We start from the raw sequence: 20,205 nt of genomic DNA, 5'->3' as shown, positions 1-20,205 counted from the left end.
CTCTGGCGGAGAATGTCTGCGAGCGTGAAATGCATCGCGCTTCGGCGCGCTATGACGTGCCGCTCGGCATCCTCTACGCTGTCGGCCTGACGGAAACCGGGCGCAAGAATTCACTGCAACCCTATGCGATGAATATTGAGGGCCGGGCGGAATTTCTGCCGTCGCAAGGGGCCGCCCTCAAGCGTTTTACCGAGGTGCGCGCCGGGGGAGCCAAGCTCATCGATCTCGGTTGCATGCAGATCAACTACTACTATCACGGGCAGGAATTTCCATCGGTCGCAGCCATGCTGATGCCGAGCCTCAATGTCGATTACGCGGCGCGCTTTCTCAAGCAGCTTCACACCCGTGAAGGCAACTGGACGATGGCTGTCGCGCGCTATCATGCAGGCCCGAACAACAATCCCGCACAGAAGCGATATGTCTGCCGGGTGATGGCAAATATGGTCGCGACGGGCTTCGGAAACTGGACGCCAGACGCAAAAATATTTTGCGGAGCGTAACGGGCGGCCTCCCTGGACCATCAGTGAATCATTAAATTTTTAATGGTTGTAAAGCGGTGTCGCATACACGCCATTTGCAACCCTGCAATCAGTGATTGTCATAAGGATTGGGGACTAATTTAGGTTAGCGATAATTAACCCCTTGTAATGAATCGTAAAACATCGTGAGCCGTTAACCTCTCGTTAAGGTTCGCCTGGCTATCATTACAAGGTGCAATGCAATCTGCACGATTCCCATAAAATTAGATAATGCTAAAATGCCTCCCAATTTATTGCGGGCAATTTCTTGCCATTGTCGCCGAGTCACTCCGCCAGTTACCTCTGTCTTGCTTGGGCTAACATATTGATTCGGAAGGCGGGCCGATGATTGTCGTCGTGGATGACAGAGATATTGTCACTGAAGGCTATGCCTCTTGGTTTGGCCGTGAAGGCATCACGACGACGGGCTTCACACCGGCAGATTTTGATGAATGGGTAGAGACTGTTCCGCGGCAGGATATTATGGCCGTCGAAGCGTTCCTCATTGGCGAATGCGCAACCCAGCATCGTCTTCCTGCCCGAATTCGTGAACGCTGCAAGGCCCCCGTCATCGCCCTTAACGACCGTCCCTCGCTGGAGCATACGCTGGAGCTTTTTCAATCCGGGGTTGACGATGTCGTTCGCAAGCCGATCCACGTGCGCGAAATCCTCGCCCGCATCAATGCGATCCGCCGCCGCGCCGCAGGCGCGCAGAGCGTTGCGGAAACCGGCACCGAGCTTGGCCCGATCCGCGTTTTTTCCGATGGGCGCGATCCACAGATCAATGGCGTCGATTTTCCGCTGCCGCGCCGCGAGCGCCGCATACTGGAATATCTGATCGCCAATCGCGGTCGCCGCATCAACAAGGCGCAGATTTTTGGTGCGATCTACGGCATCTTCGACAGTGAAGTCGAAGAAAACGTCGTGGAAAGCCACATCAGCAAGCTGCGCAAGAAGTTGCGCGAGCAACTTGGTTTCGATCCCATCGATTCCAAGCGCTTCCTCGGCTACTGCATCAGCATCGAGTAGTGCCCCGTTCATTGTGTGAATGGTTTGCTTGTGTTCCGCGTTCAAGGCTTCGGGCAGTTTTAAAACGGATTTCCGTCTCAAAAGCTGCACTGCATTCCCGGTAAAAAATCAAAAATCTCGCGAAGCTACAGCTTCACGCAAGCATGGCACGTTAGAATCGTAACAAGTTCTAAAATTCTCGGCTAAAATTCTCAGGAGCTGGCAATGAGTCTCTACGGTATGATGCGGACGGGTGTTTCGGGCATGAATGCCCAGGCCAACCGTCTCTCGGCTGTCGCGGACAATATCGCGAATGCGAGCACGATCGGCTACAAGCGCGCCGAAACGCAGTTTTCCTCGCTTGTTCTGCCGAGCAGTGGCGGCCAGTACAATTCCGGCAGCGTACTGACTTCGGTGCGTTACGGTATTTCAGATCAGGGCGGCATCCGCTCCACGTCGTCCACCACCGACCTTGCCATTGACGGCAACGGCTATTTTCTCGTGCAGGGCGCGGATGGCGCAACCTATCTGACGCGCGCAGGTTCGTTCGTGCCGGACAAGGATGGCAATCTGGTCAATACGGCGGGCTACTATTTGCTCGGATCGGCTGACGGCAATGTCGCGCCAGACCTGAACGGCCTCTCGATCGTCAATGTCAACGCGCCGGACCTCACGGCAATCGGCAGCACGTCCGGTACCTTCACGGTCAACCTGCCGACGACCGACACGCCTCCTGCGACCGCAGGCGATTATAACCACAAGACGTCGCTCATCTCCTACAACAATGCCGGTGAGGCGGTGAAGCTCGACGTCTATTTCACCAAGAACGCGGATGATACCTGGTCGGTCTCGGTCAAGAACGCTGCCGATAATGTTGAAATCGGCACGGGCACGCTGACCTTCGATCCCGCGACGGGCGCGGTGGTTTCCGGCGGCAATATTTCTGTCGATCTGACCGGCTATAATGGCGGTACGCTCGATCTCAATCTCGGCGCGTCGACGGCGCGTACAGGCAACTACACGATCTCGCAGGCCACCATCAACGGTCAGGCGCCATCGTCGCTGCAAAGCGTCGATGTGGGCGCGGACGGTTCGGTCGTCGCGATTTATGAAAACGGCTCGCAGCAGGTGCTCTATCGTCTGCCGCTGGCAACCGTGGCCAGCCCCGACCGCATGACGGTGGTGAGCGGCAACGTGTTTTCACCAAGCGCCGCATCGGGCGGGATCGAGGTCGGCTATCCGCAGGGCGATGGCATGGGCAAGATCATGTCGGGTTCGCTTGAGGAATCAAACGCCGATATCGCGCAGGAGCTGACCGACATGATCGAAGCCCAGCGCAGCTATACGGCCAATTCGAAAGTCTTCCAGACCGGCTCCGAACTCATGGACGTTCTGGTCAATCTGAAGAGATAGTTTGAGCGTTTGCGGGAAGGGCGACTTTCCCGCAAACGCCGTATTTTACATTACGGGTCGCGGTTTGCGATTTGGATGAGGGGAAAAGGATGTCACTTAGTTCTGCTCTATCGACGGCCAAGAGTTCGCTTGCGGCCACGTCCAAGCAGACATCGGTTGTTTCGCGCAATATTGCTGGCGTGAACGATCCCGACTATTCGCGCCGCACTGCTTCCCTCGTTTCCGGGCCTTATGGCTCGCTTTATGTGAATGTCACCCGTTCGGCGGATGAAGCGCTGTTCAATCGCTACATCCAGTCCAACAGCACGGCGGCCTCTTCGTCGGCTCTCGCAAGCGGTCTTGACCGCCTTTCGTCGATTTATTCCGCCGACAATTATTCCGGTTCGCCATCGGCGCTGATGGGCGATTTGCGCGATGCGCTCCAGACCTATGCGGCATCGCCGTCCAATTCGTCGCTCGGCGATAGCGTCGTGTCGACGGCGCAGGCGCTTGCCAATGCGCTGAATGACGGCACCAAGCAGGTGCAGACGCTGCGCGAGGATGCCGATAGCGAAATCGCGCTGTCGGTTGCCAGTATCAACGATCTTCTGTCGAAGTTCGAACAGGTCAATAAGGATGTGGTCAGCGGCACGCGCGCCGGGCGTGACGTGTCCGATGCGCTGGATCAGCGCGATTCGCTCCTCAAGCAGATTTCCGGCGAGCTTGGCATCACCACCATGACGCGCGGCGACAATGACATGGTCATTTTCGCCGATAATGGCGTGACGCTGTTTGAGACCACGGCGCGCACCGTGACCTTTGCGCCATCGGGCAGCCTGACGGCTGGCACAGCCGGCAATGCCGTGCTGGTGGATGGCGTGCCGCTCAGCCACGATACTTTCGACCAGCCTTATGGCACGGGTCGGCTCAGCGGGCTTCTCCAATTGCGCGATCAGATTGCGCCGCAATACCAGATGCAGCTTGACGAGATCGCACGCGGCCTTGTCACCATGTTTTCCGAATCGGACCAGTCCGGCAGTGGCGGCGCGGATCAAACCGGCCTGTTCGGCTGGTCTGGTTCGCCAGCAGTGCCGGGCGCTGGCCTGACCTCTGGCATTGCAGGCTCGATCAAGGTTTCCTCCGCATTCGTCACCGCGCAGGGCGGCAGCCCGACCTATCTGCGTGACGGTGGCGCCAATGGCGCCGACTATGTTTATAATGCGGAAAACGCCGCCGGTTTCACCGACCGTCTGCTGGCGCTGAACGAAGCATTTTCGACGCCATTTTCCTTCGACGCCGCAGCCGGGCTCAAGGCCAATGCGAGCCTGACGGATTATGGTTCGTCCTCGGTTAGCTGGCTTGAAGGCAAGCGTCAGACGGCCAACAACGAATATAACTACAACCAGACGGTAGCGGCCCAGGCCGATCAGGCCATGTCCAACGCCAACGGTGTCAATATCGATACCGAAATGGCGCTGCTTCTCGATCTGGAACATTCCTATCAGGCATCGAGCCGCGTATTGACGACGGTCAGCGCGATGCTCGACGATTTGCTCGCGGCGGTGTGAGGCTCATGAAAGCGCAATCAGTTTCCAACTATGGTGCAGCTTCCGCCCTTCGGGCGCTTGTCAGCAAGAGCAAGGCTGATCTGGTCAAGGCCCAGCAGGAAGCAACGACGGGAACCGTCTTCGACGTGGGGCTGGCGCTCGGCACCAAATCGGGACAGAGCGTTTCCCTGCGCAAGGAATATGACCGGCTGACCGTGCTGCTGGACATGAACAATCTCGTGCAGCAGCGCATGACCACGACGCAGACGGCGACGAGCGCGATCATCGACAATACGCAGGATTTTCTGGCCAATCTCACCGGCGCCACCAGCACCAGCGAGAGCGGCTCGACCATTGCCGCCTCGGCGCGGTCGATCCTGAACAGCGTCACAGGTCTGCTCAATACGAGCTATAACGGCGAATATATCTTCTCCGGCGTCAATACCGATGTGAAGCCCATCGCAGACTATACCGAGGGCGGCGCGGCGCAGACGGCTATCCGCGACGCTTTCACGGCGCATTTCGGCTTTGGCGTGGATGATCCGCAGGTCGCCAATATTACCGCCGACCAGATGACGGCGTTTCTGGAAGGCGATTATGCTGACCAGTTCAACGATGCCAATTGGGACGCCAACTGGTCGGATGCATCGGATACTGTCATCAAGAGCCGTATTTCGCCGACTGAAACAGCCGATACATCGATCAGCGCCAATGCCGACGGTTTTCGCAAGACGGTGATGTCGCTTGCGATGATGGCCGAGTTTTCTACTATTGGCCTCAACAATTCGGCCTTTCAGGCGCTGACCACCCATGCGATGCAGACGACGACGCAGGCCATCGCCGAGACCACGTCCGAACAGACCGCGCTTGGTCTCGCCCAGTCGCGCACCTCGCAGGCCGTCACGCGCATCAACGCACAGCAGAAGATCCTGAACCAGTCGGTTCTCAATCTTGAAGAAGTCGATCCTTACGAGGCGGCGACCCGCGTCAACAATCTGAAGACGCAGATCGAGACCTCGTATCAGCTGACGGTTCAGCTTCAGAGCATGAGCCTGCTTAACTATTTAAAATAAAGCGGGCGGCATCATAACGGCGGTGGCATGAGGCGATCCGCGCAGATGATGCCCATAAGAGCACATCCCGAAAAGTGTGAAACGGTTTTCGGATAAGATGTGCGTAAGACCAACCATTTAGAGCGCCGATCTGATTTGATCAGATCAAAGGCGCTCTAGCGGAGACGACATGTATCAGTTGCGCTACGAAGATGTCATGAATGACGATATGGCGAGCGCCAAGGACCGCGAACGGATGCTTTTCGACCGTTCGATCGACATGCTCGCAGCAGCCAAGGCCAATGGCGCCGGTTCGCGCGAAGCCATCGATGCCGGTTATTTCACAATGCGGCTCTGGACCACGATCATTGACGATCTGGGATCGGAAGAAAATGCGCTGCCGAAAGAATTGAAGGCCGCCATCATTTCCGTGGGCATTTTCGTGCTCAAGGAAATCGAGCGTATCCGCCAGGGCGAGAGCAATGATTACGATACGCTGATCGAGATCACGCGGTCGATCCGGGACGGTCTTTAAGATGGCGGCCAACGGTAAATCGGCAATCCGCCTGTCGCTTCGGGCTGGCGAGAAGATCTATATCAACGGCGCCGTGCTGAAAGCCGACCGCAAGGTATCGCTGGAACTGCTCAACGATGCGACGTTCCTTCTGGAAAACCATGTGCTCCAGCCGGACCAGACGACGACCCCGCTGCGCCAGCTTTATTTTGCCGCGCAGATGATGCTCATCGAGCCTTCCTTGCGCGATCAGGCGCGCCAAACCTTTGCGCAAATGCTGAAAGGCATGTTCAAGGCGTTTTCCGATCCGGCAATCCTGAACGCGCTGAAGATCGTTGACGAGCTGGTGCATAACGGGCGCATTTTCGAAGCGCTGAAAACCATCCGCGCGCAATATCCGCGCGAGGCGGAATTGATGCCGGAACAAAGCGCCGTGCCGCCGGTCAGGAATGCCGCTGAGGCCAGGGAGACAAGCCTATGACTACGACACCACCGGTCGGCAACACCACGACCAATACCAACAATTCGTCGAGCGCCAGCTCGGCGGCGAAGGCGGATGTCGATTACAACTCGTTTTTGAAACTGCTGGTCGCCCAGATGAAGAATCAGGACCCGACGCAACCGATGGACGCGACACAATATGTCTCGCAGCTTGCGACCTTTTCGGGTGTCGAGCAGTCCGTGCAGATGAATTCCAAGCTGGAAACGCTGATCGCCAACTCATCGCTGTCGCAGGCCGAGGGCTGGATTGGCCGCACGGTGACCAGTGCCGACGGCACGATTTCCGGCGTGGTGAAATCGGTCACGATCCAGCAGTCTGGCATGCTCGCCGAGCTGGAAGACGGGAAGACCGTCACCATCGGTCAGGGCGTCAAGGTCAGCTAAGGACGATCCCGGTGAACGAAGCCGATGCGCTGGATATCGTCAATTCCGCAGTCTGGACCGTGCTGATGGCCAGCGGCCCGGCGGTTCTGGCCGCGATGCTGATCGGTATCGGCATCGCGCTGTTTCAGGCGCTGACGCAGGTGCAGGAAATGACCCTGACCTTCGTTCCGAAGATCGTCGTGATTTTCGTCGTGCTGGCTGTCACCGCGCCTTTCGTCGGCGCGCAGATCAATTCCTTTACGCTGCTCGTCTATTCGCGCATCGAAAAGGGATTCTAGAGCGGTTCCGGTTAAAACGGAATCTGGGAACCGCTCTATCTATTTGTTTTTACGCATTATCCTACGCATCGAAGCGGGATCAGAAATCAGTCCAGTGGACTGATTTCCCCGCGTAGGCGCTGCGCACTTTTGCTGGACATGCTCTACCTCTCCTCCTTTCAGGTTTCGCGCAAGCTTCGCAAGTTAAGGTCCGCTTCGTAACAGGAGACGGACGTGCAGCAGGCAACGGCTAAACCCTTCATAAAAAGCGGATTTCTGACCGGCAGCGATATGGGGCTGGCGGCAGGCATGATCATCATCCTGACGGTGCTGTTCCTGCCCGTGCCAGCCGTGGTGCTGGATATCGGTCTTGCCTTTTCCATCGCCTTTTCGGTGCTTATCCTGATGGTGGCGCTGTGGATTCAGCGGCCGCTGGATTTCTCCGCCTTTCCGACCGTCCTGCTGATCGCGACCATGATGCGCCTCTCGCTCAATATTGCGACGACGCGCGTGATTCTCACCCACGGCAATGAAGGCTATCTGGCCGCCGGTCATGTGATCCACGGTTTCTCGCAATTCGTGATGGGCGGCGATTTCGTCATCGGTCTCGTCGTTTTCTGCATCCTGATCATCGTCAACTTCCTCGTCATCACCAAGGGTGCGACGCGTATCGCGGAAGTGGGCGCACGCTTCACGCTCGACGCCATTCCCGGCAAGCAGATGGCCATCGATGCCGACCTTTCGTCGGGCCTGATCGATGAAAAGGAAGCGCAGCGCCGCCGCCGCGAACTGGAAGAAGAAAGCTCCTTCTTCGGTTCCATGGACGGCGCGTCGAAATTCGTGCGCGGCGATGCCATTGCCGGTCTGATCATCACTGCCGTCAATATTTTCGGCGGTATCATCATCGGCGTCACCCGCCATGACATGAACATTTCCCACGCGGCTGACGTCTTCACCAAGCTGTCGGTTGGTGACGGTCTCGTCACGCAGATTCCAGCCCTCATTGTTTCGCTCGCCGCCGGTCTTTTGGTGTCGAAGGGCGGAACCCGGGGCTCAGCCGATCAGGCGATTTTCGGCCAGCTTGGCGCTTATCCAAAGGCGCTTCTGGTCGCGTCGATGCTGCTGTTCGTGCTTGGCATCATGCCGGGTCTTCCGGCATTTCCGTTCTTCATGCTGGGCGGCGCAATGGCCTTCATCGGTATCGCTGTGCCCCGCCGCCAGGCGCGCCAGCGCGAGGCAGAAGCCACTGAGGCGGACAAGAAGCAGCGCGAGGCCGCGGATCAGGAGCGCAATTCCGTCAAGGCATCGCTCGAAACCAACCAGATTGAACTGTGCCTCGGCAAGCAGCTTTCCGCGCGCCTGATGGCGTCGCAGCAGGAGCTGGCGCATCGCGTCAACAAGATGCGCCGTAAATTCGCGCAGGAATACGGCTTCGTGATTCCTGAAATCAAGGTGACGGACGACCTTGCCCTGCCGCCGAAAAGCTATCGCATAAAGATACACGGCACGGCGGTGGCCAGCCATGAATTGCGCGTCGGTGAAATTCTGGTGGTGCTGGGCGAGCGTCCGATCCCGTCTATCCCCGGCGAGGAAATGCGCGAGCCCGCCTTCGGCATGCGCGCTTATTCGGTGCCGGAAACCTTCGCTTCCGATTTGCGCCGTGATGGCTATATGACGGTTGATAATCTCTCCGTCCTGCTCACCCATCTCAGCGAAATCGTGCGCAACAATCTAGCGCAGCTCCTGTCCTACAAGGATATGCGCATTCTGCTGGATCGTCTGGGGCCGGAATATCGCAAGCTGGTGGAAGATATCAGCCCGGCGCATATTTCCTATTCCGGTTTGCAGGCCGTGCTGAAGCTTCTGCTGGCCGAGCGGGTTTCTATCCGCAACCTGCACCTCATTCTTGAAGCCATCGCGGAAATCGCGCCGATGGTGCGCCGCCCGGAAATGATTGTCGAACATGTGCGCATGCGCATGGCGCAGCAAATCTGCGGCGACCTTTCCGACAATGGCGTGCTGAATGTGCTGCGTCTCGGCAATCGCTGGGATCTGGTGTTCCACCAGAGCCTCAAGCGAGACGCCAAGGGCGAAATCGTCGAGTTCGATATCGACCCGCGCCTGCTGGAACAGTTCGGTACGGAAGCATCGACCGTCATTCGCAAGCATTTCGACAATGGCGAGCGATTCGTCCTCGTGTCGTCGCCGGAAGCGCGGCCCTATATCCGGATGATCATCGAGCGCTTGTTCGCAACCTTGCCGGTGCTGTCGCATGTCGAAATCGCGCGCGGCGTCGAGGTGAAATCGCTCGGCGCGGTTTCGTAGGTTCGGTTCTTTGATTTCCTCGACCTCTCGATCCCTCGTCCTTCGATCCTTCGAGACGGTTCCCTTCGCTGCGCTCAGGGCACCTCCTCAGGACGAGGGAATCAGGAGGACGGTTATATGATTGAAACGCGGAAAGGGGCCTGAGTGCCGATCGCGCAACTGCCGCTCAACGACATCATTCTGGCAGCCATTCTGGCTTTTTGCCGGGTCGGCGCATGCCTGATGCTGATGCCGGGGCTTTCGAGCGCGCGCATTCCGTTGCAGGTCCGGCTCTTCATCGCGCTGGCGTGCTCCTTCGCGGTGCTGCCGCTGGTTTTGCCGCGCATTGTCACGGCTGTCGACAGCGGCGCGCCGTGGACCCTGTTTCGCCTGATAGCGAGCGAGATGTTTATCGGCGCGGTGATTGGCATTCTGGCGCATATCTATTTCTGGGCGCTGCAATTCATGGCCAACACCATGGCGATGGCCATTGGCTTTAGCGGCTCGCCCGCCGATGCGATTACCGAATCGGAGCCGCAGGCAACATTGGCGACCATCGTGACCTTCAGCGCGCTGTTGCTGTTTTTCGTCACCGACATGCATCTGGAAATTCTGCGCGCGCTGCTCAATTCCTATTCGGCAATCCCGGTAGATGGGCGATTCCGCCCGGACGCGGCGATGATCGATTTTACCGATGCGCTGTCATTGGCCTTCATGGCGACACTGCGCATAGCAGCACCATTCATCGTCTTTGCGATTCTGGTCAATTTCGCGATCGGTCTTGTTAACAAGCTGACGCCGTCGATCCCGATCTATTTCGTGTCGATGCCCTTCGTGCTGGGGGGCGGGTTGCTCGTGGTCTATTTCATCCTGCCGGAATTGCTGCGCTTTTTCACCAACGAAACCGCCACGCAAATGCGCGCTTTGTTTTGAGGTGGCCATGGCCCAGACCAACACACGCAATCTGAAGAAGCTGATCGATTTGCAGAAACTTGGCAGCGCCCGGCTCGAATCAGCATTGGCCGTTTCCAATGCGCGCAAGCTTGCGCTGGAGGAGGAGCGTCTGGCCCTCATCGCCATGCAGGACCGTCGGTATGACGGCGCTGTCTTCGATATCGATCCGTCGCTGCTCATCAAGCGTCTTGGTGCGAATGCAGTCGAATCGGCGGCGCTCGAATCACGGCTCGAATCAGAGCGCGGCGCGCTTTTGAAGGAACAACGGCGGGTTGAACTGCTGGAAGATCGGCTGGAAGAAGCCAAAAGCGAGTTGGACCGGCACGAACTGGCCAGTCTGATCGAGGAATTCGTTAGCCGTAAAACCACGAAAGCGCCTTCTGGGCTACGCTGAACTCGTCCACAAGTTTCAGTCAAGTTTGACCCATTATGGTGCACTCATAGGATGAAGAAGGAAACCTTGCATGGCGATCAACCCGCCGTCGGATCTGGTGATGGATGTGGCCCGCGCGGCCGATCCGCAGGCCTATCGCATGGCGGCGGAGCGATTGAAGTCGGTCTCCGGCACCATGCAAACGGCGATGGCGTCGTCCGGTACGGGACTGACGCGGGATAATTTCGCAAGCTTTTCCGATAGTTTTTCGGCGGGCGTGACTATGCGGCCCGACGCGCAGAATACGATCAATCCGGCCTATCGGAAATTCGAGGCCTTCATGCTGCAATCCTTTGTCCAGTCGATGTTCACCAGTGACACGACAGCGACTTTCGGCAAGGGCATCGCGGGTGACTACTGGAAGTCGATGATGGCGGAAGCCATGGCGAACAAGATGGCGGATGGCGGCGGTGTCGGCATTGCCAGACTGCTTGAGGAGCAGGCGGCGCGCAAAGGGCGGGCAGATGCGCCGACCACTGCAGCACTAGGAGATGTGATCAACAATCTGGGAGAGACTATGAGCAACGATGCGGTTTCGAACGATCTGATACACGGGTTCGAACGCACGCTCATCCAAAAGCAGCTTGAGAAAAATGACGACGCGGATAGCGCGCGCGGCTGAACGATAAATACCGCAGCGCGCGACGTGACGTCCACCGAAATTGAGGAACCCTTGAAATGACCGAGACAAGCTCTGAAACCAGCCTGCCCCCGCAAGAACCGCTGGTTCTCGCGAAGGCGAGCGAACAGGTGCATGATCTGGCGAAGCCGGAACTGGCAATGGAACCGGTAGAAAACCCGACTTTGAAGCCGGTGGTTCGCGCCATCCAGCGTCTTGAGGACGTCATCGAGACTGAAACGCGCCTTCTGATGGAAGGCGGCAATCCCGATCTCGCAGAAATCAATTCACGCAAAAGCCGCGGTCTCTATGATTTCAACAAGGCGATCAAGAAGGCTGCCGCTCTGGCCGAGCCTGCGACACTGAAAGGCTTGCAGCCGCTGCTCGACAGCCTGAAGCAAAAGCTTGAGAAGAACTGCGAAGCGTTGCAGCTGCATCTGCGCGCGGTCGGCGAACTCGCCGATGTGATCCGCAGCGCATTGGAAACGCAAGAAGCCGATGGCACCTATTCCATGCAGAGCGCGAGGCTCGGTCACGCGCGATGATCCGCATTTTCGTCATTGGCCTGTGGATTTGCGCTGTCGCCTTCGGGTCGTTGTTCCTGGCGACCCGTCAGAACGCGTCATCGTCCGGTGGGGCGCAGGCCGCTGTCGGCGGCTTCGGCGGCGTGGATTACGTCAAGACGGACGTGATGAGCGTGCCGATCATTTCGAACGGCGCGGTTGCTGGCTATGTCGTGACGCAGCTCGTCTATACGGTCGATTCGAATATCCGCAAGAAGCTCAGCGTGCCGCTGGAGCTTTTCATCAGCGACGAGATTTTCCGCAAGTTCTATGGCAGCTATTCGGATACGAAAGAGGTGGAGAAAGTGCAGTTCGAGGACGTGCGCGCCTCGATCATCTCAGACCTGAACGGGCGGTTCCCCGAGCCGGTGATCAAGGACCTGCTGGTCGAGCAGTTCAACTATATTTCGGCTGAAGAAATCCGCGCCATGAACATGCGCGGTGAGCCGACATCGACAGCACCAGCCCACCAGACGCCCGGAAAGCAAGCCAATGCAAGTATCAATGATGGGCAGGCGGCTCACAGCGAATAATATTTTCCGCCAAGCTGGGCGAGACGTTCGGCATCCAGCGGCGTGACCGTTGGATCGGTGATCAGTTCGACGCCCATTTCGCGACCATTGCGCCAGGCGATGCGGGCCAGCAGCGCGCGCTTGTAATAATCGTCGAACAGCCAGAACCGGTCGGGCAGGGCAGGTGTTTCGATGGTTCTAAGCTTGGCGCCATGGGGAGACAAGTCGCTGAACTGGCACTCAACGATAAACTGCCCGTCCAGGTCTATAAGTTTTCCCGAACGTAACCTTGTCCTTTGTCTTTCTTCCTTGCGCCGCTCCTGCGGCGACTTCATGCGCGCCATATGAAAATCTTACCCACTAATCCCCTGAATAGGTATTTTTAGCAGATTTCGATTTCCGAAGCGTTACTTTTAAAGTCTGACCGCCAGAGAACCTTACTTCCAAAGGGTTAGTGATCGCCGCAGGACTGGCACAGACCACGCAGTTCAAGCGTCGTCTTGCGCGACTTGAAGCCGCTTTGCAGGCTCCAGGCGCTGACGAGATTTTCGATCGCCGCGTCGGAAAATTCCGTCACCTGACCGCATTTCTCGCAGATCGCAAAAGCGACGAGGCCCTGCTGGTGGCATTGCGGGTGCGCGCAGGCGACGAAAGCGTTCAGGCTTTCGAGGCGATGGATGAGCCCGTAATCAAGCAGCTTTTCCAGCGCACGATAGACCTGAAGCGGCGCGCGAAAGCCGTCATCCCGCAACTGGTCTAGAATTGTATAGGCGCTGAGCGGCCCCTCCGCCTTGGACAGAGCATCGAAAACGAGGGTCTGGTTGCGGGTCAGATCCTGTTGCGGGTGGTGATGGTGGTGATGCGAGCTCATTGTTCAGCAATCCGTTTCGATGGGGCCTCTGCTCTCTTATGTAAGGGCAGAAGACTGAAAATGAAAATAGCAAGCGCAGCGACAACGATGGAAGGGCCCGACGGCGTGTCGAAATGAATGGAGCCGTAGAGCCCGCCGACCACGCCAGCAGCGCCGATCAGCGATGAAAGTACCGCCATTTGCTCGGGCGTGGTCGCGAAACGGCGGGAGGTTGCAGCCGGAATGATCAGCAGCGATGTGATCAGCAAAATGCCGACAATCTTCATCGCAATGGCGATGACGATGGCCAGAAGAAGCATGAAGATGACGCGCGAGACGGCGGGGTTCATGCCTTCGGCGCGCGCAATGTCCTCGCTGACGGTCGCGGCCAGCATGGGTCGCCACAACCAGGCCAGCACGGCAAGCACGAATGCCCCGCCCGCATAGATATAGACGATATCCAGCCGTGAAACGGCCAGAAGATCGCCAAACAGGAAGGAAAGCAGATCGACACGCACCCACGTCATGAAAGCGACGATCACGAGACCGAGCGATAATGTGGCATGGGACAGGATGCCGAGCAGCGAATCCGCCGACAATGTGTGGCGGCGCTGCAAGAGCAGCAGGATCGCGGAAATCGCGACCGACACAGCGAAGACGCCAATCATCAGATTAATGTCGAAGATGAGCGCCAGCGCCACGCCCAGCAAGGCGGAATGGGCCATGGTGTCGCCGAAATAGGCCATGCGCCGCCAGACGATGAAGCAGCCGAGAGGGCCGGTCGTCAGCGCCAGCCCGATGCCGGCAATCAAGGCGCGGGTGAAGAAATCGTCAAGCACGGTGTTCGCCTTTCCCGTGATGATGGTGGTGATGCTCGTGCGCATGTTCATGCTCATGCTCATGATGATGGCCGTCATCGGCATGGCAATGATCCGTCACCGAACCATCGCTGTGTAGCACGCGCCCGTCAGGCAGATGCGTGTGATCATGATGATGCTCATAGACCGCGAGCGGCCCGACAGCGCGACTGCCGAACAGGCGCATATATTCCGGGCTTGCCGTCACGTCGCGCGGGGTTCCGCTGCAACAGACATGACCGTTGAGACAGATGACCCGGTCGGTTGCCGCCATGACGAGATGCAGATCGTGCGAGATCAGCAGCACACCGCAGCCGGTTTCGTCGCGCAGCCGCGCAATCAGTTCATAAAGAGCGGCCTCGCCGGAAAAATCCACGCCCTGCACGGGTTCGTCCAGCACCATGATATCCGGTTTTCGCGCCAGCGCCCGCGCCATCAAGGCGCGCTGGAATTCGCCGCCGGAAAGATGGGCTGTCTCCGCTTTCAAAAGATGCGGGATGCCGACTGCTTCAAGGGCCGCCATGATGTCCTGCTTGCTCAAGGGGCCGGTCAGCGTCAGCAGACGCTCCACCGAAAGCGGCAGGGTGCGGTCGATATTGATCTTCTGCGGGACATAGCCGATGCGCAGGCCGGACTTGTGGATCACTTCGCCTTCGTCGGGCTTGAGGATACGCAGCGCCATCTTGGCCGCGGTGCTTTTGCCAGCGCCATTCGGCCCGATCAGCGTGACGATCTCGCCGCGCTCGACTTTCAGATCGACATTGCGCACAAGCCAGCGCCCGTCGCGATAAACACCGGCGTTTTTCAGTTCAATCAGCGTTTCCCGCGCCCTGTCGGCGGGGATTCTATTCTTTCTGGCCATTGCAATCGGGGCTTTCGCTGCCTGCATCTTCATTTCGCTTAGTGCGCATTCCAACGGATCATCTGCCGATTCGGAGTTTTTCCCAGTGTCTTTTTCGGGCGGTGCGCAACGCCATATCCCGTTTGTGAAATCCACCTGCCCAAGCTGTCACACAGGACAGCAATTTCAGGATGAATGCGATATCGCCAAAAAGATGCCGGGTGAATTTCTCCAAAAAGGGGTTGCTAGACCTTATGGCAGACGTTATAGCATAACGCAACTGATGTAATAAAATAACATATCACCAGATGTGCCGCTCACCCCGCTCATTCAAGAGAGATAATATGAAACATTTGCGTTCCCTGCTGCTCGCTTCCGCATTTCTGGCCGGTCTCGGCAGCACTGCTTTTGCCGCAGACCGAGACGGTGTTGTCGTTTCGATCAAGCCGCTCCACTCGCTTGTTTCCGCAGTCATGCAGGGCGTCGGCGAGCCAAAACTGATCGTGCAGGGCGCAGGCTCGGAGCATGTCTATAGCCTCAAGCCCTCGGATGCCGAGGCTATTGAACATGCCAAGGTTATCTTCTGGGCTGGCCCGTCGATGGAAACCTTTCTGGACAAGCCGATCGATACGCTGGGCGAGGGCGCCAAGGTTGTGGCGCTCGGTGAATCGGAAGGTCTGACCCGGCTGAAATTCCGCGAAGGCGGGCCGTTCGAGGCGCATGACCATGGCCACGAGGGCGAAGGTCATGAGGGTCACGACCATGCGCATGGGCATGACCACGATGACGGCGACAAGAAGGAAGCGGAAGCCGGTCACGATCACGCTGCTGAAGCGGGCGAAGGCGCGCACGAGCATCATCATGGCCACGGCGAATATGATCTGCATTTCTGGCTCGATCCGCAGAATGGCAAGGTGCTGGTCACCAATATTGCCAAGGTTCTGAGCGAGAGCGATCCGGCCCATGCCGCGCAATATGAGCAGAACGCCAAGGCCTATGCCGAAAAGCTGGATGCGCTGACCAAGGATATCGCGACGGAATTGCGGCCGGTGAAGGACAAGCCGTTTGTCGTGTTCCACGATGCCTATCAATATTTTGAAAATCGCTTCGATGTGAAAGCAGCCGGTTCCATCACGGTCAGCCCGGAAAAGGCTCCCGGTGCCGCTCGCATCCAGCAAATCCACGACAAGATCAAATCGCTCAAGGTGGCCTGCGTGTTCTCCGAACCGCAGTTCGAACCGAAGCTCGTCAATACGGTCATCGATGGAACCGATGCCAAGACCGGCGTTCTGGACCCGCTTGGTGCTGAATTGAAGGACGGCCCCGATCTTTATCCGCAGCTGATCCGCAATCTGGCGGATTCGCTGAAAGCCTGCCTGTCTTCCTGACAGCTGCGGTTGCCCGTCAGCCTGTCGGCAACCGTAACGGCGTCGGGCCATCCCTCGAATGGCCCGACGCAGGATGATCCGTCGAAGGCGGCGCTGCCGCCTGTTTTTTGAACCCATAATGTAATGATATAACATATAGGAAAAAGAGATGCGTCACTTCGCAAAACTGTGGTCGGTCGGTCTGGCGGTGGCCTTGGTGGCGCCGGTTGCCGCCAACGCTCATGGTATCTGGATCGCCGAGCGCCACGGCACGCAGGCCGTGGTCTACGGTCACGGCGCAACCGACGAGGCTTACGATCCGCAGAAGCTCAAGGCGGTGTCGGCAAAGGATGTCGATGGCAAGAAAGTCGCCGTCGAGATCAGGCGGCAGGATGACCATGCCCTTCTCGATGTGCCGAAAAATGCGGTGGTGGTCAGTGGCACCTTCGATAACGGTTTCTGGGCCGAAGGCCCGGATGGCAAATGGGTCAACAAGTCGAAAGCCGAAGTGCCGGGCGCAAAACAATCCAGCAAGAGCCAGAAATTTGCGGTCGCGATCCTCGATCATTTGCGCAAGAAGCCACAGGCTCAGGGGTTGCCATTCGAAATCGTCCCCCTGATGGACCCGACAATCCTGACGGCGGGCAGCGAATTGCCGGTGCAGGTTCTTTTCGACGGCAACCCGGTGGAAGGCGTTTCCGTCACAGCGGATTATGTCAATGACAGCCACGCCGCGCCGGTGAAAACCAATGCCGAGGGCATCGCCACGATCAAAATCCGCAATGCGGGTCTCAATGTCATCGGGGCCGCTCACTCCAGCCCGACGACGGATTCCAGCGATGCCGACAAGCTCAGCTATTTCACCACGCTGACCTTCAATCTCGATCAGCATCAGCACGACTGACCCCAACCCAACCTCCGAATTCAAGGAACGGTGTCATGAGAAAAAGGCTTCCCGTTACGGTTCTTTCCGGTTTCCTCGGTGCCGGAAAGACGACACTTCTCAATCATGTGCTCAACAATCGCGAAAATCGTCGCGTGGCGGTCATCGTCAACGATATGAGCGAGGTCAATATCGATGCGTCACTGGTGCGCGAAGGTGGGGCCAATCTCTCGCGCACCGAAGAGCAACTGGTGGAAATGACCAATGGCTGCATCTGCTGCACGTTGCGCGACGATCTTCTGAAGGAAGTCTCGCAACTGGCCGAGCAGGGGCGTTTCGATTATCTCCTGATCGAATCGACGGGTATCGCGGAGCCGCTGCCGGTGGCCGCGACCTTCGAGTTTCGCGACGAGAACGACAAGAGCCTCACCGATGTGGCGCGGCTCGATACGATGGTGACAGTGGTGGACGCGGCCAATTTGCTCAAGGACTATGCGTCGAATGATTTTCTGCGCGATCGGGGCGAGTCGCTGGGCGATGAGGACGAACGCACTCTCGTTGATCTGCTGGTCGAGCAGATCGAGTTTGCCGATGTCGTGGTGCTGAACAAGGTTTCGACGGCCTCGCCGGAAGAACGCGACCTGGCCCGCAAGGTCATTCACTCGCTTAATCCCGATGCGCGTATCGAAGAGGTTGATTTCGGGCAGGTTCCGCTCGATGCCATTCTGGATACACGCCTGTTCGACTTCAATAAGGCGCATGAACATCCGCTGTGGTATAAGGAGCTTTACGGCTTCAACAATCATGTGCCGGAAACCGAGGAATATGGCGTTCGTTCCTTCGTTTATCGCGCGCGGCGGCCTTTCGATCCGGCAAAGTTTCAGTCCTTTATAGATAAGAGCTGGCCGGGCGTTGTTCGCGCCAAGGGTTTCTTCTGGTTGGCGACCCAGCCGGATTTCGTCGGCGAGATCAGCCAGGCAGGCGCATCGGTGCACACGGCCAAGCGCGGGCGCTGGTGGTCGGCGGTGCCGAAGAACTATTGGCCGACGGAACCGGGCTGGACGAGCGCGATGGCGCCGTATTTCCACAAGGTCTGGGGGGATCGCCGTCAGGAGATCGTCTTTATCGGCGTTGATCCGATGCGCGAGGAAGCGCTGACCGCCGAACTCGATACATGTCTGGTGGAAGACGAAACCTTTGCGCCGGAACGCTGGTCGGCTCTGGCCGATCCGTTTCCGAACTGGTCGGTTGCGGCTTGATTGAGATGCTAAACCGACAGCGAGGCGAGCGTCTTGCTGTCGGCAAGCGTGCGGTGGTCCAGCACATTGGCAATGGCCTCACGCACTTCCAGCATCATCAGGCGCACTTCGCATTCTTCTTCGTCGCAATCGTCGCAAGGGTGATAGTCGGTCTTGCTTGCGCAGGCGATGGGCGCCAGCGCGCCATCCAGCGCACGAATGATATTGCCGATGGCGATTTCATTGGCCGGACGCGCCAGACAAAATCCGCCGCCCTTGCCCTTACGGCTGACGACGAAACCGGCATTGCGCAGTTCGGTAAAGATATTGTCGAGGAACTTCCGCGGAATATGATGCTTTTCGGCGATCTCACTGGCTGAGGCCAGTTGTCCATCGGCTATTCCCGCCAGATGAACCATGGCTTTCAGGCCGTATTTGCCTTTCTTGGTAAGCATGCCACCCCTGCGAGACTTTCAGATAAAAAACGTAGCGACTAAACCGCGTTGCGACAAGTCTTTTTGCCCCTGGCGGCTCATCTTATTAGTCGTCTCTCATGGCCAACGCCAATGCGCCTTGTAAGGCGTCGCCGAGCGGCTGCTTATAAAGTGCGCGGTGCGGCAGAAACGCTAGCGCCGCATAGGCGTTCGCCAGTCCGCCCGTCATGCTGAAGCGGCCAAGCTTCTCTACGTCCAAACGATCCAGTCCACGACGGATGAAATCGCAGGCCCGCTTGGTGATTGAAAGGCCGAGGGGATCCTCCTCCATGGCCCATTCGAAGACCAAAGGCGCGAAGGTGGCATAGTCAGCGGCCGTCGCCTTCCGAGAAAAAGCGGTTATCGTACGCGCGTCATTGTTAAACTGCGCCAATACGGCATCGATCAATCCGCTGCGCGCAGCCATGCCATCGGCGGCGAGCAGTGCTTCTTCCAGCAGTTCGCGCCCCAGTCGCGCGCCGCCCGCGTGATCGCTCAGCATGAAGCCGCGCCCGCCGACAATCTCAATGGTCTCGCCGGTTCGCCTGATAAAGGCAGAGCCAGTCCCGACAATGACCATGGCCCCGTCGCCATCGCCGAGCGCGCCTTGCAGCGCGGTCACCGCATCCGACACGATCCTGACCTGCCCGAATGGCAGCGCATTATAATGCGCCTCGCGGTTGGCGAGCGAATTGGCCCCGGCCAGCCCAAGCACCGCGCGCGCCTCACTTAATATCGCAACGCCCAGTCCCGCATTCACAGCGGCCTGTTCCGCTGCCTCTATTATATGCGTAAGTGCTCCCGGCGTATCGGCGCCGATATTGGCCGGCCCGCCGGTGGCGCGGCCGAGAATAGTCCCGGCTTCGTCCGTCAGGACCGCCCGGCATCCGGTTCCGCCGCCATCGACGGCAATGCGATACGGTATGTGCGTGATTGTCATATGTTTGTCGCAACTGTTCGAATCGACAGGTTTCATCGGTTGAATTTACGTTAAAAGACACCATATTGGCTGTGGAAAAGAAAATCGCTTTTTTATCGAAAGCCGTGTTGACAGTTTTGGTGTGCGGGGCCTATATAGCGCCACAACGAGGGCGGCGACGCTGCTAGCGGCAGGTTGCTTCGTCCTTGAGTTCTGGTG

At 58.0% G+C, this 20,205-nt stretch carries 24 protein-coding genes; 18 read left to right on the top strand and 6 right to left on the bottom strand.

The genetic code is table 11. The annotated features are described in order from the left end of the window. The first annotated feature begins 29 nt into the window (after positions 1-29). The 15 genes from FIC94_RS08570 (at position 30) to FIC94_RS08495 (ending at position 12,579) form a co-directional block, all read left to right on the top strand. Positions 30-500 carry a transglycosylase SLT domain-containing protein gene (locus FIC94_RS08570; RefSeq protein ID WP_319080433.1) on the top strand — a complete coding sequence of 157 codons (471 nt, stop codon included), beginning with the start codon at positions 30-32 and terminating at the stop codon, positions 498-500. Positions 501-863: 363 nt separating this feature from the next. Continuing rightward, the gene (ftcR, locus tag FIC94_RS08565; protein ID WP_109367882.1) at positions 864-1,547 is read left to right on the top strand and encodes a flagellar transcriptional regulator FtcR; all 684 of its coding nucleotides are present in this window, start codon (positions 864-866) and stop codon (positions 1,545-1,547) included. Between the two features lie 204 nt (positions 1,548-1,751). Next, positions 1,752-2,939 (top strand): flagellar hook protein FlgE, encoded by a 1,188-nt coding sequence (locus FIC94_RS08560; protein WP_140024573.1) that lies wholly within the window; start codon positions 1,752-1,754, stop codon positions 2,937-2,939. Between the two features lie 89 nt (positions 2,940-3,028). Beyond that, positions 3,029-4,486, top strand: a complete 1,458-nt coding sequence (gene flgK, locus FIC94_RS08555; protein ID WP_140024572.1) for a flagellar hook-associated protein FlgK — start codon at positions 3,029-3,031, stop codon at positions 4,484-4,486. Positions 4,487-4,491: 5 nt separating this feature from the next. Beyond that, positions 4,492-5,538: a flagellar hook-associated family protein gene (locus FIC94_RS08550; protein ID WP_140024571.1), complete on the top strand. Its 1,047-nt coding sequence runs from the start codon at positions 4,492-4,494 to the stop codon at positions 5,536-5,538. 169 nt (positions 5,539-5,707) lie between these two features. Then, positions 5,708-6,052: a flagellar biosynthesis regulator FlaF gene (gene flaF / locus FIC94_RS08545; protein WP_109367878.1), complete on the top strand. Its 345-nt coding sequence runs from the start codon at positions 5,708-5,710 to the stop codon at positions 6,050-6,052. Position 6,053: 1 nt separating this feature from the next. Continuing rightward, on the top strand, positions 6,054-6,512 hold the full coding sequence (flbT, locus tag FIC94_RS08540) for a flagellar biosynthesis repressor FlbT (RefSeq protein WP_109367877.1): 459 nt from the start codon (positions 6,054-6,056) through the stop codon (positions 6,510-6,512). Next, positions 6,509-6,916: a flagellar hook assembly protein FlgD gene (flgD, locus tag FIC94_RS08535; protein ID WP_109367876.1), complete on the top strand. Its 408-nt coding sequence runs from the start codon at positions 6,509-6,511 to the stop codon at positions 6,914-6,916. Before flbT ends, flgD begins: the two co-directional genes overlap by 4 nt. 11 nt (positions 6,917-6,927) lie before the next feature. Beyond that, positions 6,928-7,194 carry a flagellar biosynthesis protein FliQ gene (gene fliQ, locus FIC94_RS08530; protein ID WP_109367875.1) on the top strand — a complete coding sequence of 89 codons (267 nt, stop codon included), beginning with the start codon at positions 6,928-6,930 and terminating at the stop codon, positions 7,192-7,194. Between the two features lie 213 nt (positions 7,195-7,407). After that, positions 7,408-9,498, top strand: a complete 2,091-nt coding sequence (gene flhA, locus FIC94_RS08520; RefSeq protein WP_109367874.1) for a flagellar biosynthesis protein FlhA — start codon at positions 7,408-7,410, stop codon at positions 9,496-9,498. A 144-nt stretch (positions 9,499-9,642) separates the two neighbouring features. Further along, positions 9,643-10,410, top strand: coding sequence for a flagellar biosynthetic protein FliR (gene fliR, locus FIC94_RS08515; protein WP_140024570.1), 768 nt, complete (start codon positions 9,643-9,645; stop codon positions 10,408-10,410). Positions 10,411-10,417: 7 nt separating this feature from the next. Then, entirely contained in the window at positions 10,418-10,825 is a 408-nt protein-coding gene (locus FIC94_RS08510; RefSeq protein WP_140024569.1) for a hypothetical protein, read from the top strand. 70 nt (positions 10,826-10,895) lie between these two features. Then, the gene (locus FIC94_RS08505) at positions 10,896-11,486 is read left to right on the top strand and encodes a rod-binding protein (protein ID WP_109367871.1); all 591 of its coding nucleotides are present in this window, start codon (positions 10,896-10,898) and stop codon (positions 11,484-11,486) included. 158 nt (positions 11,487-11,644) lie between these two features. After that, positions 11,645-12,028: a flagellar protein FlgN gene (locus FIC94_RS08500; protein WP_371830822.1), complete on the top strand. Its 384-nt coding sequence runs from the start codon at positions 11,645-11,647 to the stop codon at positions 12,026-12,028. Further along, positions 12,025-12,579, top strand: a complete 555-nt coding sequence (locus FIC94_RS08495; RefSeq protein ID WP_140024567.1) for a hypothetical protein — start codon at positions 12,025-12,027, stop codon at positions 12,577-12,579. The genes FIC94_RS08500 and FIC94_RS08495 overlap by 4 nt, the downstream gene beginning before the upstream one ends. Here FIC94_RS08495 and FIC94_RS08490 read toward each other — a convergent pair. From FIC94_RS08490 to FIC94_RS08475, 4 genes are all read right to left on the bottom strand, one after another. Then, positions 12,567-12,902 carry a PilZ domain-containing protein gene (locus FIC94_RS08490; protein ID WP_109367868.1) on the bottom strand — a complete coding sequence of 112 codons (336 nt, stop codon included), beginning with the start codon at positions 12,900-12,902 and terminating at the stop codon, positions 12,567-12,569. The two genes, FIC94_RS08495 and FIC94_RS08490, sit on opposite strands and share 13 nt — an antisense overlap. A 107-nt stretch (positions 12,903-13,009) precedes the next feature. Further along, positions 13,010-13,429 carry a Fur family transcriptional regulator gene (locus tag FIC94_RS08485; protein WP_140024566.1) on the bottom strand — a complete coding sequence of 140 codons (420 nt, stop codon included), beginning with the start codon at positions 13,427-13,429 and terminating at the stop codon, positions 13,010-13,012. Then, positions 13,426-14,292: a zinc ABC transporter permease subunit ZnuB gene (znuB, locus tag FIC94_RS08480; protein WP_140024748.1), complete on the bottom strand. Its 867-nt coding sequence runs from the start codon at positions 14,290-14,292 to the stop codon at positions 13,426-13,428. The genes FIC94_RS08485 and znuB overlap by 4 nt, the downstream gene beginning before the upstream one ends. Then, the gene (locus tag FIC94_RS08475) at positions 14,240-15,127 is read right to left on the bottom strand and encodes an ATP-binding cassette domain-containing protein (RefSeq protein ID WP_140024749.1); all 888 of its coding nucleotides are present in this window, start codon (positions 15,125-15,127) and stop codon (positions 14,240-14,242) included. The genes znuB and FIC94_RS08475 overlap by 53 nt, the downstream gene beginning before the upstream one ends. A gap of 323 nt (positions 15,128-15,450) precedes the next feature. Here FIC94_RS08475 and znuA point away from each other — a divergent pair, with 323 nt between their 5' ends. From znuA to zigA, 3 genes are all read left to right on the top strand, one after another. After that, positions 15,451-16,494, top strand: a complete 1,044-nt coding sequence (gene znuA / locus FIC94_RS08470) for a zinc ABC transporter substrate-binding protein ZnuA (protein ID WP_140024565.1) — start codon at positions 15,451-15,453, stop codon at positions 16,492-16,494. Positions 16,495-16,642: 148 nt separating this feature from the next. Next, on the top strand, positions 16,643-17,377 hold the full coding sequence (locus FIC94_RS08465; RefSeq protein ID WP_140024564.1) for a DUF4198 domain-containing protein: 735 nt from the start codon (positions 16,643-16,645) through the stop codon (positions 17,375-17,377). A gap of 35 nt (positions 17,378-17,412) precedes the next feature. Further along, positions 17,413-18,615, top strand: a complete 1,203-nt coding sequence (gene zigA, locus FIC94_RS08460; protein ID WP_109367863.1) for a zinc metallochaperone GTPase ZigA — start codon at positions 17,413-17,415, stop codon at positions 18,613-18,615. Between the two features lie 8 nt (positions 18,616-18,623). Here zigA and FIC94_RS08455 read toward each other — a convergent pair whose 3' ends face one another. Beyond that, positions 18,624-19,049, bottom strand: a complete 426-nt coding sequence (locus FIC94_RS08455) for an RrF2 family transcriptional regulator (RefSeq protein WP_109367862.1) — start codon at positions 19,047-19,049, stop codon at positions 18,624-18,626. An 85-nt stretch (positions 19,050-19,134) separates the two neighbouring features. Further along, complete coding sequence (locus FIC94_RS08450; RefSeq protein WP_109367861.1) at positions 19,135-20,007, bottom strand: glucosamine kinase nucleotide-binding domain-containing protein; 873 nt, start codon at positions 20,005-20,007, stop codon at positions 19,135-19,137. Positions 20,008-20,205: the final 198 nt, after the last annotated feature.

This window comes from Ochrobactrum teleogrylli, assembly GCF_006376685.1.
GTDB classification, from domain to species: Bacteria; Pseudomonadota; Alphaproteobacteria; order Rhizobiales; family Rhizobiaceae; genus Brucella; species Brucella teleogrylli.
This window is presented reverse-complemented; position numbering and strand designations above follow the sequence as displayed.